Origin of the sequence: Silicimonas algicola (genome assembly GCF_003148765.1) — a bacterium.
GTDB lineage: Bacteria > Pseudomonadota > Alphaproteobacteria > Rhodobacterales > Rhodobacteraceae > Silicimonas > Silicimonas algicola.
In genome coordinates, this window is record NZ_QGGV01000013.1 from 1 (window position 1) to 12,892 (window position 12,892).

Genomic DNA, 12,892 nt, shown 5'->3' on the forward strand with positions numbered 1-12,892 from the left:
AAGCTCGAGAAGGCGCTCGGGGACATCCTCGGATTCAATCCTCCGAAGGTGCTCTTCCAGTTCCCGCTTCATCGCGGTCTCGTCGGCGGTCGTGGTGGACTGCTCCTTCATTTTCTTTCCTTGTCCTTTCCTAGCCGCCCCGCGGCCGTGTCCGGCCATTGCCTTTGCGTCAGGGAGTCTACTTCGAGTTTCACGCACGGGTCCCTTTCGAAGTTTCATGCATGGACCAATGACATTAACGCTGGTCTCCGAAGCGGCTGCCGTCTTGCGGTTGAGCTGCGTGGCGTCGCCATGGCGACATGGCTCTCCCATCTCGCCTTCGAGCCTTGTCGTCAGGAACAATCGGGACGGGCAACTGTTGCTGGGGATCAAGAAAGCCGCCCCGGCTTGGGGTCGGTTCGCCAGAAAGGGAGCATCCGAATGGCGATATTCTCTGGTGACGGGATCATCGAAGAGGCCGAAGCCATCGCGAGCGGCGTGCCCGCCGACAACGTCCTGAACGCTGCCCCCGCGCAGGCCGTGGAACACAATGAGATCATGCGCTGCGGCACCCTCATCGCCTGGTCCCGCGAACCGGGCAGGGACGATTGCGCCGATCTGCTCAGGCAGACGATGTCCGAAAGGGAAGCGGCTGACGAGAAACGGACGCGGCTTTCCGAGGAATGCCTCAACCAGGCAGCCTGACCGGCGGGGTCTGTCCTCCCCAGCCCTGCCGGCCATGGTGGCTCGTCGCCCTTCGAAACCGAAGGGCGGCGAGCGCAGTTCCATTCACAGAAAGGCAGTCAAATGGCACAAGATTCTCGAAACGACCCCCGGCGCGGAATGCGTCAGAACTACGGTCGGCCTTACGGAGAGGGGTCCCCGTACAGTCCCGGTGCCGTTGCCGGACCTCATTCTGGGGTGCATCCCGGTGCGACCCGCCATGACAGGGACGCACCCGATCGACAGGAATATCATTCCGACGACTGGCGAAACGCCGACGGCGACCGCAGCATGTGGGACCGCGCGGCGGACGAGGTCTCGTCCTGGTTCGGCGACGATGCCGCGCAAGCGCGCCGCCAGGAAGACCATCGCGGACGCGGCCCACGCGATTATGTCAGATCCGACGAACGCATCCTCGAGGACGTGAATGAACGTCTGACGGACGACCCTGACCTCGATGCCACGGATATCCGCGTGTCGGTGAGCGAGCGCGAAGTATCGCTCGACGGCGAGGTCGGCTCCCGACTCGAAAAGCGGCGTGCGGAGGATTGCGCCGAGTACGTCTCGGGTGTCGCTCACGTCCAGAACAACCTGAGGATCAGGTCCGTCTGATCCATTTTTGACAACGGCGTTCGCTTTGCCGACACGGCGGGGCGGATCGCCGCCCGACTACCCAGAAGGAGACTACCATGAACGTCGCGCGCCTCTCCCCACTGCTTTTGTGCGTCATTTGCGCGGGTCAACCTGCGTTCCCGCAAGAGACTTCCGAAGAGCCAACGGTGCCGGAGCAGCCGGCGGCCGAAGTGGAAGGGGCCGCACCGGCAGAAGAGCCGTCGCCGGAGGCGGGAGCCGCCCCAGCGCAGCAGCCAGCGGCGGAAACGCAGGATGCGCCGACAGCGGAGCCGCAGGAAGTTCCAGAGACAGAACCGCAGCCAGCGGCGGAGCCCCAAGGCGCGCCCGAGGCCTCGTCCAATGACGTCGACACTGCAGCGGCGGATCAGCGGCCACAGATCGCCGACCTCCCTGCTCATGCGGGACAGGACTGGCCGCTCTGGGGCGGGGGAACGCTTGCGACGCGCTATTCGACGCTCGACCAGATCACGCCGGCGAACGTCGGCGAGTTGGAGCGGGTCTTCGTCTACCGCACCGGAGACATGCCCCAGGGCAACGCCGAAGGGAAGTATTCGCCCGAGACGACGCCACTCAAGGTCGGTGACGACCTTCTCATGTGCTCGGCCATGAACGCACTCATTTCTATCGATGCCGCCACCGGCGAGGAGAACTGGCGCTTCGATCCGGGTGTGCCGAACGAGGCCATTCCCTACGGCGCGACTTGTCGCGGCGTGTCCATATATACCAATCCTGAGGCGGCGGAGGGCGATCTCTGCGCCACCAGGGTCGTCGAGGGAACGCTCGACGCCAAGCTGGTCGCCGTCGACCTCGAGACCGGCGCTCCCTGCGAAGACTTCGGGGAAAACGGCACGGTGGATCTCTGGCAGGATATCGGCGAACGGGTGCCCGGCTGGTACGCCGTGACCGCTCCACCCGCCATCGTGCGCGGTGTCATCGTCACGGGTGCTCAAGTGCTCGACGGACAGGCCGAGGAGGCGCCGTCGGGCGTCGTGCGTGGCTACGACGCCGTCACCGGCGAACTCGCCTGGGCCTGGGATCTGGCAGCGCCCGAGCAGAACCGCGACGGCCCGCCCGAAGGCGAAGTCTATACGCGCGGCACGCCCAACATGTGGACGACCGCCGTGGCGGACGAGGAACTGGGGTATGTCTACCTGCCGATGGGCAATTCGTCGGTGGATTATTACGGCTCCAACCGGTCGGAAGCCGAAAACGAGTTCGCCACTTCCCTCGTCGCGCTCGACGCCACCTCGGGCGAGGAGGTCTGGCATTTCCAGACCGTGCGTCACGACGTCTGGGACTACGACCTCGGCAGCCAGCCTACGCTTCTGGACTATCAGGGAACCCCGGCGATCCTGCTGCCTTCGAAGCAGGGGGATCTCTATATCCTCGACCGCGAGACCGGCGAGCCGCTGACACCTGTGGGCGAGCTGACCGATCTGCCCCAGGGCGAGGTGGAGCCGGACTACATCTCGGAGACGCAGCCGATCTCGGAATGGCACACGCTGCGCCAGCCACCGCTCGAGGAGCGCGACATGTGGGGCGCCACGCCGCTGGATCAGCTCTGGTGCCGCATTCAGTACCGTCAGGCCGAGTACCAGGGCTTCTACTCGCCGCCGACAGCCGGTACCCGCTGGATCCAGTATCCCGGCTATAATGGCGGGTCGGACTGGGGGTCGGTGGCCCTTGATCCGGAACACGGGGTTCTCATTGCGAACTACAACGATATCCCGAACTACAACCGGCTGATCGAACGTCCCGATCCGTTGGAGAGCGACGAGTATACCACCATCGCCGAAGCGCCCGAGACGGTGGGCGCGCCCGAAAACCCCGCCGGCCCGCAGGCAGGCTCGCCCTACGCCATCTCGGTCAATGCCGGCTGGCGCAGTGCGCTGACCGACATGCCCTGCACCGAACCGCCCTATGGCGGCATTCGCGCCATCGACCTTTCGACGGGCGAGACGCTGTGGGACGAACCCATCGGCACTGCACGCCGCAACGGGCCCTGGGGCATTCCGTCCATGGTGCCTCTCAAGATCGGCACGCCAAACAACGGCGGGTCGGTGGTGACCGCTGGCGGGCTTATCTTCATCGCGGCGGCGACCGACAACCTGTTCCGCGCCATCGACATCGAGACGGGCGAGACGCTGTGGACCGATGTCCTGCCAGCAGGCGGTCAGGCGAACCCCATCGCTTACGAGGTGGACGGCAGACAGTACGTCATGATCACGGCGATGGGCCACCACTTCATGGAGACCGGAGTGGGCGACTACGTCATCGCCTACGCCCTGCCATAGCGAGCACGTCGTACTCAGGAAGGAGATCCAAGGTGACTCAGGCATCATCCACCATCGATCACGATACGATCCGTACCTGGGCCGAGGAAAGGAACGGTCACCCCGCCCGAGTGAAGGACTCGGGCGAGGGCGGCATCCTGAGGATCGATTTCGATCCGCCCGAGGACTCGCTGGAAGAGATCGAGTGGGAAGAATTCTTCTCGGTCTTCGAGAAGAGCAATCTCGCGTTTCTCTATCAGGAGAAGACGGAGGAGGGTTCCATCAGCCGCTTCAACAAGCTCGTGCATCGCGAGGAGGATGGCTGATGGCCCTGCGGGCGCTTCTCAAGACGCCGAGAGACGTCTTGCGTGGTTTGATCCGAAAGACGTCCGGCGCGCCGGCGGCGCTGCAGGTGCGTGACGCGGGGCCATCTCAGATGAGAAGTCCGCCGCGGGAGTGGGACATCGTGGACGAGGCGTCGGACGAATCCTTTCCCGCCAGCGATCCTCCCAGCCGCTGAAAAAGTGAGACCGGGCAAACCAGGCGAACCGGTATTGGACCGGTTCGCCGCACACTCGTCAGCACTATATCTCTGGGAAAACACTCCGCAGGCCATCCGATCGCCCGCGTTGCCGGAGGGCTGAGTTTCATAGTCGTCGATGCCCGCGTGGATGACGAAGGCGGCTCCGTCTTCGTCCAGGATCTGACGTTCCACGTCGAGGAACGGCAGAACGACTTCGACCTGGACTATCCCGTTCTCTGCGACCGAGATGTTCGGCATGTCACCCGGATGGGGGCCACCCTCGGCGAGAACGCCGTGTTGGCGATCTCCGGCGACATGACCGCCAGCCGAACTGAAGTCCTCGGACTCACAGTCGCCAGTTTCATGAAGGTGAACCGCGTACTGGCCTTCGGGCAGGTTCGAAAGCGTCAGGGTCGCCAAGGCCAGTCCCGAGGCCGTGTCGTGAACGCGCACCGCGCCCAGGTTGTTGCCTTCGCGGTCCGCGATGTCCGCTGTCGCATCCGCGGAATGGGCAACCGTCGCAAGCAACGTCGTTGCAAGCACGGACAGGATCTCGAGTCTCATGAATTCCTCCACTGTTTGTTCGGCAGGGCCGGCTTTTGCCGCCGGCGTTAACTGTGAACGTCGAACAGGGGAGGGCCTTCGATGTTCCGGACAGGGTATGCCGCCTCGAAAGGGCCATCACGCCGCAGATCCCGATCGGGTTCCGGGAGTGTTCGAAAGAGATGTGTCCGCGCCGGAAGGTGGAACGCAGCGGAACTACTCGGACTGGCTGATGGCGTAGGTCGAGTGTTCCATGAATGACGGGTTGATCTCGACACCCCAGCCGGGGGCGTCCGTGACACGGACCTGCCCATCGACGACGTCATAGGGGCGTTCGACGAACAGCGTATCCGCCCATTGCTGGCTGTATGGCCCCTCAATCGAATATTCGAGATACTTCCCCGCGTTCGGGATCGCCCTCAACAGATGCATCGAGCAAAGCGTCACAAGACCATGATTTGCCGAGTGCGGCGTGCAGGGGAGGCCCGCATCCGCCGCCATTTTCGCCACTTGCAGCGTCCGACACATCCCGCCGAGATAAAGGATGTCCGGCTGTACGACATCCACGGCTCTCATGCCGATGATCGATTTCCAGGCCGAGATCTCGCAGTCCTGTTCGCCGCCGGTGACGTCTATCGACAAGGCATCGGTGACGTTCTTCGTCCATTCGTGCTCCCAATAGGGGCAGGGCTCCTCGAAATGCGATATGTCGTTCTGCTCGAGCATCCGGCCGACTTCGATCGCGCGACCGGGCGTGAAGCCCGAATTTCCATCGACCAGCTTGCCGATACCGTCCCCGAGCGCCTTGGAGACACGGGGGACGATGGCCTCGGTGCGTCCGGGCCACTTGTCGACATCGCGACCGCACTCTGCGCCGACGCGCCATTTGAAGGCGCTGAACCCTTGCTCGTCCCGCAGCCGGCACAGCCGATCCGCTTCGGCTTCGGGCGTGATATCCCGCCTCATGGAACTGCCATAGACGCGTAGAGGACCAGGGCTGCCGCCGATCAGCGATGTCACCGGCTTGCCTTCGATCTTGCCGCGCAAATCCCAGATCGCCGTGTCGAGGCCTCCGGTGGCTCGCCGCAGGTAGGTTCCGGGAAACTTGCACTCCTTCTCGCCGATCACCTCGATGGTTTCGGCAAGCTCAATCGGGTCGGTCCCCAGCGCGTGAGGGGCGACCTGGCGGTGGAGCACGTCGCTGGTGATGTCGGCGTTATAGGTCGACACCTGGCCCCACCCCTGCTCTCCGCTGTCCGTCGTCACGCGGACGAAGCCGATGAGCGTGTTGGTGAACGTTTCGATCCGTGCGATCTTCATCTTGGGTCGCCTCTTCAGGTGATGGCATACAGGTTCTGCCGGACATGACGCACGACGGGACGGTCGCCCGCCAAGAGCCATTCCTCGGTCTCGAAGTAATGCTTGCCCCCGGTCTCCCACGTGCGGGTGATGCGTGCAGAGGTGCGGTATTCCACCCCCACGGGCGCGGTCGCGAGGTGCTGCACACCGACCCCGGCGAAGATCACGGGCATCGGAAGGACGAGGTTTCCCAGCGCATCGCCCATCGTCTTACGGATCAGGCATCCGGAATGGATCAGCGCGCGGTCGGCGAATATGCTTTCGGTTTCGTGGAAGTCGGCCAGCGACTCCTCGACCAGATCCCGGGCCAGGATCGTCTCCTCACTGCCGAGCTGCAATCCCTCGCGCGCCGTGCCGGGCTGCAACTCCAGCCGGGGCTCGAAGGTCGACAGCAGCGGAAGGTCCTTAGGCGGATCGGGTGCGCGGTCGGCCAGCCCGATGCTGCCTGCCAGAACCACCTCACCCGTCTCGGCGTGGGCCACCGCGACCTCGGCAGTCCAGCCGTTCTCTTCGCGTTCCAACTCGCCGCGCGTCACGACCAGAGGATCGCCGTTGTAGACAGGCCGGCGGAACCGGACCTGAGCGCGCCCCCGCGCCAGCCAGTCTTCGCCCCATCCCGTCAGGGCGATCCGCGTGGCGTGACCATAGACGAATACGCCCGGAAGGAGGGCCGCACGGAAGCCCATGCGCCGTGCCGTCTCGTCCTCGTGGCTTGTTCCACGATAGCGCGGGCGCGGATCGAGGACGGCGGTGATTTCGAGGCGCTCGGGCAGGGCGGGCATCACATCCCCGGCGCCGGCACGTCGGCCAGCGCACCGCTGGCCAGGATGGCCGCGATCTCGGCCTCGGGCAGCGACAGGACCTCGCGCAGGACATACTCGTTGCCCTCGCCATACCCGGGCGCTGCCGTCCGGGCCGAGCCTTGTGCGATCTCGGAATGCAGTGGCAGACCGGGATGGTCGTGCCGGCCCGCGACAGGATGGTCGCGCGGTGTGAAGAACCCGCGCGCGCGCAGATACTCGGAGTTGGCCAGGTCCGGTGCGGTCTCGACCGCCGATGCAGCGATGCCTGCCGCCTGAAGCGTCTCGGCAAGCGCGTGGCGGTCCTGGGTGCAGGTCCAGTCCGCGATCATCGCATCCAGCGCCGCCTCGTTGATCTTCCGGTCGGACAGCGTGGCAAAGCGGCCGTCCCGGGCCAGCGTCTCGCCACCCATCATGCGCGCCAGCTTCATCCAGGCCGCGTCGCCTGGGGCGGCGACGGCGATCCAGCTGTCCTCGCCCTGCGCGGGATAGGCATTGTGCGGCGCCATGTCGGGGCGGTGATTGCCGTCCGGCACCACGTCGTGGCCTTCGATCAACTCCGGTCCGATGAACTGCATGGCCGCCTCGACCTGGGCCATTTCGATGTGCTGGCCTTCGCCCGTCCGGTCGCGATGGTGCAGCGCCGTCAAAATCGCCGCCGCGGCGTTGAACCCGCCTATCGGGTCCATGTAGGACGGGCCGGTCACGGTCGGCTTGCCTCCGGGGTAGGAGATCATCGCCGACATGCCCGCCGCCATTTCCATTGTCGGTCCGAGTGCGGCATAGCCGGCGTCAGGGCCAGTCAAACCGTAGGCCGGCATTTCGATGACGATGAGGCCGGGCTGTTCCTTCGACAGAGTGCCGTAGCCGAGTCCGAGACGGTCCAGCATGCCGGGGCGGAAGTTGCAGATCAGAACATCCGATACCGCGATCAGGCGGCGCAGGACCGAAAAGCCCGAGGGGTTCTTCAGATCCACCACCAGCGAGCGCTTGTTCACGTTCTGCGAATTGAAGGTGAAGCAGCGATCCCAGGGACGCTCACCCGGATCGAGGTCCGGGTATGTGACCGGGTTCGGCTTGTCGCGGTTCGACCGCCATGTGTTCGTGCGTGTCGGGCTTTCGATGTGAAAGCTCTCGGCCCCGTACCAGGTCAGAACGCGCCCCGCCATAGGACCGGCCCAGGCGGTCGTGAGTTCTACGACGCGGATTCCCTCAAGCGGCAGCATGGGCGCTCCCGTCCGGTTCCCGCGCCGGCGTCTTGCTCAAGCGGAATGGCACGCCCGGCAAGACGTGGGTCTCGCCGCCGATGGTCACGCGCCGCCAGTAGCCACGCTCGGCGAGATGGCGGCTTTCGCGGATTTCGCTGATACGATAGGCGCGCGCCGCGATGATCCCCTTCGCCTGCAACTCGGCCACGAAGTCCTCGGGATCGCGGTCGGCAACCTTGTCCTGCACCAGCGCGAAGAAGGCGGGCCAGTTCTGCTGACGGACCGGCACTTCGGCAAAGCGCGGGTCGGTCAGGCACGTCTGGAGCCCGAGCAACTTGCACAGCGTCTCGAAGCGATTGGAGTAGACCCAGATACAGACCCATGACCCGCGGCAAAGCACTTCGCCCGCAGGAATGTCCTGATCGCCGCGACGGCGATCCGTGCCGTTGTAGATCGTCTGCAAGACATAGGGAAAGCACATCGCCGCCGCGGTTTCGGCCGCGTCGATCCTGATCGTGTCCCCTTGCCCCGTGGCCCTGCGAGCGCGAAGCGAGGCGAGGATCTGAATATAAGCGGCTTGCCCCGCCGCGTAGGATGCCCTTTCGCCGGTTCCGTAAAGCGGCTCGCGCCCTCGAATGCCGTTGGAAATCATCATGCCCGAGGAAGCCTGCAAGACGATCTCGGGCGCTTTCCAGCCGGCCTTCGGCCCGTCGTCACCAAATCCCATGATCCGGACAACTAGGGCCGCGGGCCATAGGTCTCGAAGGTGCGCCGGATCGTCTTGCGGTCCGCAAAGCACGACATCCGGCGGGGAGGGCGGTCTGCCCCGGTGCTTTCCGAGGTTCAGATGCAAGTCGAGTGGCGCCAGCGAGGTGCCGTCACCTCCCGCCGCAATTTCGGCTAGGTCGCCCGACACGACCAACCAGACATCGGCACCGAAATCAGCGAGAAGCTTACCGCAGAATTGTCCTGCCACGGTTCCGGAGCGGTCGTGGACCACATGTCCCTCCAGGGCGCCTTTCATGTCGCCGGGCTCCGTTGAGCGATCGGATAAGGTGTCGCGAAGTGGCAGGCGGCGGTGTGTCCCGGCTCGACCTCGATAAGCGGCGGCCGCTCGACGCTGCATATTTCCGCCGCTAGCGGGCAGCGCGTGCGGAAAGGACAGCCGGAGGGTACATTCGACGGGCTCGGGACGTCGCCCTCCAGAATGATGCGGTTGCTTCGCGCGGCAGGGTCGGGGCGCGGCGCAGCCGACATCAGCGCCTCGGTGTAAGGATGGTGTGGGCTCGAGTAGATCTGCGCCTTCGTCCCCATCTCGACGATCCGGCCGAGATACATCACTGCCACCCGGTCGGCGACGTGCCGGACGACGGCCAGGTCATGGGCGATGAACAGGAACGAAAAGCCGCGCTTTTCCTGCAGATCCTGCATCAGGTTGATGATCTGAGCCTGAATCGACACGTCGAGGGCCGATACAGGTTCGTCGGCGACGATGAACGCCGGGTCGACCGAGATCGCGCGCGCGATGCCGATCCGCTGGCGCTGCCCGCCCGAGAACTGGCGCGGCCTGCGGTCCATGTACGAGGGCGGAAGACCGACGAGATCGAGAAGCTCGGCGACTTTCTCGCGACGGTCCTTGCGGGACTTCGTCAGACCGAAGCTGTCCATCGGCTCGGCGATGATGTCGGCGACGGTCCGGCGGGGGGAAAGCGAGCCGAACGGGTCCTGAAACACCATCTGCATTCTTTGGCGAAGCTGGCGGATCTCGTGCCGGGACATGGCACTCATGTCGCGGTTCTCGAACATCACGCGCCCTTCGCTTGCCTCGATCAGGTGCAGGAGAAGCCGCCCGAGCGTGGACTTGCCGCAGCCGGATTCGCCGACGACGGCCAGAGCCTCGCCTTGGTGGATCTGGAAGCTGACGGACTCCACGGCGCGGACCGGAGGGCGCTTCGGCCCTAGTCGCATGGTGGTGTCGGTGAACGTCTTGCCCAGGCCCTGCACGTCGATCAGCACGCTCATTCGGCCATCTCCTTCGAGACGGCCCAGCAGGCGGCGCGGTGACCGGGAGCGTAAGGAACTAATGGCGGCATCTCGACGGCACACCGGTCCATGCGCGCCGGACAGCGCGGGCGGAAGGGACAGCCGGCCTTGATCGTGCGCGCGGGAGGCACCGATCCGGGGATCTGGTAGAGCCGCTTCCGGGTGTCGGTGAGCGAAGGCACCGATCTCAGCAATCCCTGGGTGTAGGGGTGCAGCGCGTTCGCGAACAACGATCCCACGTCCGCATCCTCGACCACCTTGCCGGCGTACATGACGACGACGCGCTCGCAGACCTCGGCCACAACACCAAGGTCGTGGGTGATGAGAAGGATCGCCGAATTGAAGCGCCGCCGAATGTCCAACATCATCTCCAGGACCTGCGCCTGGATGGTGACGTCGAGCGCGGTCGTGGGCTCATCGGCGATCAACAGGCGCGGGTTGCAGGCCATCGCGATGGCGGCCATGACCCGCTGCCGCATCCCGCCGGAGAACTGATCGGGATAGGCGCCCAGCCGGCCCTCGGGATCTGGAAGGCCGACCAGCCGCAGCAGATCGAGCACCCTTTCGCGGCGCCGATCGGCGGACATGGATTCGTGCAGCATGATCGCCTCGGCGATCTGGTCGCCGATGGACATCAGGGGGTTCAGCGACGCCATCGGCTCCTGAAAGATCATGCCGATGTCCTTGCCGCGGATCGCAGGCATGTTGCGCCGGGGCACCTTGAGCAGGTCGCGTCCGTCAAACAGGATTTGACCCGAGATGCGGGCGGGCGGCTCGGGTACAAGGCGCAGCACCGACAGCGCGGTCATCGACTTTCCCGAGCCGCTTTCCCCGACGATGCCCAGCGTCTTGCCGGCGTCGATCGAGAAGGAGACCCGGTCGACAACGCGCAGCGGCCGCGCAACCGGTCCGAACTCGACCGAAAGGTCCCTGATGTCGAGAAGTCTGTCGCTCACTGGTTGGTCTCTGGGTCTAGGAAGTCGCGTACCGAGTCGCCGATGATGCTGATGGCGAGCACGACGATCGTGATCGCGAGGCCGCCCGCAGCGATCGGCCATTGCGTCGCGAACATGTTGGAGAGGCCATCGCGGATGATGTTGCCCCAGGAGGGGTTCGGCGGCTGGGTTCCGATGCCGAGGAACGAGAGCGTTGCTTCGATCCGGATCGAACTCGCCGACCACAGCGCCATCAGCACGACGATGGGCGCCGCGATGTTGGGGACGATGTGGCGGAAGATTATGCGCGGTGTCGACACACCGGCCGCCACCGCCGCCTCGACATAGGGTTCCTGCTTGACCGCCATGGTCGAGGCCCGTGCCACACGCGCGAAGCCTGGGGTGAATGCCACGGTCAGCACGACGACGATGTTCCAGAAGCTGCCCCCCAGCGCCGCCGCGATCAGGATCGCCAGCAAAAGCTCCGGGAAGGCCATGAGCATGTCGATGACACGGCTGATGACCCGGTCGACAATGCCGCCCATGTACCCCGCCGTCACGCCAAGGAGCGTCCCGAAGAACGCCGCGAAGACCGGGGAGAGCAAGCCGAAGATCAGCGAGTTCTGCGATCCGTGAATAAGTCGGCTGAGAACGTCGCGGCCGAACTGGTCAGTCCCGAGCCAATGGTCCCAGGAAGGCTGCCGATTGATCTGAAGGATCGACTGCCGCAGAGGATCGTGGGGCGCCAGCAGGGGCGCGAAGACCGCAATCAGGATGAACAGGACCACGACAACGAATGCGATCCGGGTCGAGGGCCGCTCCAGGATGACCTGAGCGAACGCCTCGCGGAAGCCGGGTTCGGGTGCAAGCGCCTCGCGTTCGGCGACAAGTTCAGCGGAAGCTTCCGCGGTGCTTGCGTCGGTCATGATTTCATCCGGATGCGCGGGTCGATGAAGATGTAGACGATGTCCATCAGAAGGTTCACGAGCACGACGAAGGTGGCGAACATCATCACGCCCGCTTGAATCACGGGATAATCCCGCTCCTGGATCGCACTGATCAGCAGCCGGCCGATGCCCGGCCTGTTGAAGACGAGTTCGATGGCCACAGCGCCAGAAAGCGTTGCAAGGATCGAAATGCCGATCCCGGTGGACAGGGGCAGCATCGCGTTTCTCAGCCCGTGGCGGAAGATGACCCTGCCTTCACGGGCACCCTTGGCGCGCGCCGTCCGGACATAGTCGCGCCCCAGAACCTCCAGCAGCGACGTGCGGGTAAGACGTCCGAGGAAGGCGGACTTCAGCAGCGCCAGCGAAAGCGCCGGCAGGAAGATGTGGTGCAGGCCGTCCCAGAACCCCTCACCAGCGCCGTTGATCGGAAACCAGCCGAGGTTCAGCGAGAACACGATCAAGAGAATGGCGCCAAGATAGAAATCGGGTACCGAGTAGCCGATCAGGGAGTAGATCCGCAGCGCGTTGTCCGGCAGCTTGTTCCGCTGGGTTGCTGCATAGAGGCCCAGCGGGATGCCGATGAACAGTCCCAGCGCGACCGAGACAATCGTCAGATAGACCGTGTGCGGCAGGTTGTTGGCGATCAACGTACTGATCGGAATGTTCGACATAAGCGAATTGCCGAAGTCCAGGCGGACAGCATCCCACAGGAAGTGGACGTATTGCAGCCAGAGTGGATCGTTCAATCCCATCCGCTCGCGGAAAGCTTCAAGCTGGCCGCCATCGGCATTCGCGCCGAGAGCGGCCAGCGCCGGATCACCCGGAAGGATGCGCATGGCGATGAACACGAGCGTCAGCACCAGAAACACGGTCGGAACCAGGTCCAGGAGCCTCAGAAGTAGGTATCTCGCCATGCGCTGCTGTTT

General features: G+C 64.6%; 13 protein-coding genes and 1 pseudogene. 5 read left to right on the forward strand and 9 right to left on the reverse strand.

What is annotated here, in order from left to right; translation table 11 throughout:
- Window positions 1-420 precede the first annotated feature (420 nt).
- The 5 genes from C8D95_RS19820 (at window position 421) to C8D95_RS19840 (ending at window position 4,128) form a co-directional block, all read left to right on the forward strand.
- Window positions 421-684 (forward strand): DUF892 family protein, encoded by a 264-nt coding sequence (locus tag C8D95_RS19820; protein ID WP_164721729.1) that lies wholly within the window; start codon window positions 421-423, stop codon window positions 682-684.
- Between the two features lie 309 nt (window positions 685-993).
- Window positions 994-1,314: a BON domain-containing protein gene (locus tag C8D95_RS22615; RefSeq protein WP_241239695.1), complete on the forward strand. Its 321-nt coding sequence runs from the start codon at window positions 994-996 to the stop codon at window positions 1,312-1,314.
- 77 nt (window positions 1,315-1,391) lie between these two features.
- Complete coding sequence (locus C8D95_RS19830) at window positions 1,392-3,629, forward strand: pyrroloquinoline quinone-dependent dehydrogenase (RefSeq protein WP_420902634.1); 2,238 nt, start codon at window positions 1,392-1,394, stop codon at window positions 3,627-3,629.
- A gap of 32 nt (window positions 3,630-3,661) precedes the next feature.
- The gene (locus C8D95_RS19835; RefSeq protein WP_109760952.1) at window positions 3,662-3,934 is read left to right on the forward strand and encodes a hypothetical protein; all 273 of its coding nucleotides are present in this window, start codon (window positions 3,662-3,664) and stop codon (window positions 3,932-3,934) included.
- On the forward strand, window positions 3,934-4,128 hold the full coding sequence (locus C8D95_RS19840; RefSeq protein WP_109760953.1) for a hypothetical protein: 195 nt from the start codon (window positions 3,934-3,936) through the stop codon (window positions 4,126-4,128). Before C8D95_RS19835 ends, C8D95_RS19840 begins: the two co-directional genes overlap by 1 nt.
- Before the next feature lie 141 nt (window positions 4,129-4,269).
- Here the strand turns inward: C8D95_RS19840 and C8D95_RS19845 are convergent.
- The 9 genes and pseudogenes from C8D95_RS19845 to C8D95_RS19885 all read right to left on the reverse strand — a co-directional run.
- Window positions 4,270-4,695: pseudogene (locus C8D95_RS19845) on the reverse strand (superoxide dismutase family protein); the annotation flags it as partial.
- A 195-nt stretch (window positions 4,696-4,890) separates the two neighbouring features.
- A complete protein-coding gene (locus tag C8D95_RS19850; protein ID WP_109760954.1) occupies window positions 4,891-5,994 on the reverse strand; it encodes a mandelate racemase/muconate lactonizing enzyme family protein in 1,104 nt (367 codons plus the stop codon).
- 14 nt (window positions 5,995-6,008) lie between these two features.
- Window positions 6,009-6,815, reverse strand: a complete 807-nt coding sequence (locus C8D95_RS19855; RefSeq protein ID WP_109760955.1) for a MaoC family dehydratase — start codon at window positions 6,813-6,815, stop codon at window positions 6,009-6,011.
- Window positions 6,815-8,059 carry a CaiB/BaiF CoA transferase family protein gene (locus C8D95_RS19860; RefSeq protein ID WP_109760956.1) on the reverse strand — a complete coding sequence of 415 codons (1,245 nt, stop codon included), beginning with the start codon at window positions 8,057-8,059 and terminating at the stop codon, window positions 6,815-6,817. The genes C8D95_RS19855 and C8D95_RS19860 overlap by 1 nt, the downstream gene beginning before the upstream one ends.
- Window positions 8,046-9,065 (reverse strand): CoA transferase, encoded by a 1,020-nt coding sequence (locus C8D95_RS19865; RefSeq protein WP_164721728.1) that lies wholly within the window; start codon window positions 9,063-9,065, stop codon window positions 8,046-8,048. The genes C8D95_RS19860 and C8D95_RS19865 overlap by 14 nt, the downstream gene beginning before the upstream one ends.
- A complete protein-coding gene (locus C8D95_RS19870; RefSeq protein ID WP_109760958.1) occupies window positions 9,062-10,063 on the reverse strand; it encodes an ABC transporter ATP-binding protein in 1,002 nt (333 codons plus the stop codon). Before C8D95_RS19870 ends, C8D95_RS19865 begins: the two co-directional genes overlap by 4 nt.
- Window positions 10,060-11,040: an ABC transporter ATP-binding protein gene (locus C8D95_RS19875; RefSeq protein WP_109760959.1), complete on the reverse strand. Its 981-nt coding sequence runs from the start codon at window positions 11,038-11,040 to the stop codon at window positions 10,060-10,062. The genes C8D95_RS19870 and C8D95_RS19875 overlap by 4 nt, the downstream gene beginning before the upstream one ends.
- Window positions 11,037-11,945 (reverse strand): ABC transporter permease, encoded by a 909-nt coding sequence (locus C8D95_RS19880; RefSeq protein WP_109760960.1) that lies wholly within the window; start codon window positions 11,943-11,945, stop codon window positions 11,037-11,039. The genes C8D95_RS19875 and C8D95_RS19880 overlap by 4 nt, the downstream gene beginning before the upstream one ends.
- Window positions 11,942-12,880, reverse strand: coding sequence for an ABC transporter permease (locus C8D95_RS19885; RefSeq protein WP_109760961.1), 939 nt, complete (start codon window positions 12,878-12,880; stop codon window positions 11,942-11,944). Before C8D95_RS19885 ends, C8D95_RS19880 begins: the two co-directional genes overlap by 4 nt.
- Window positions 12,881-12,892 lie beyond the last annotated feature (12 nt).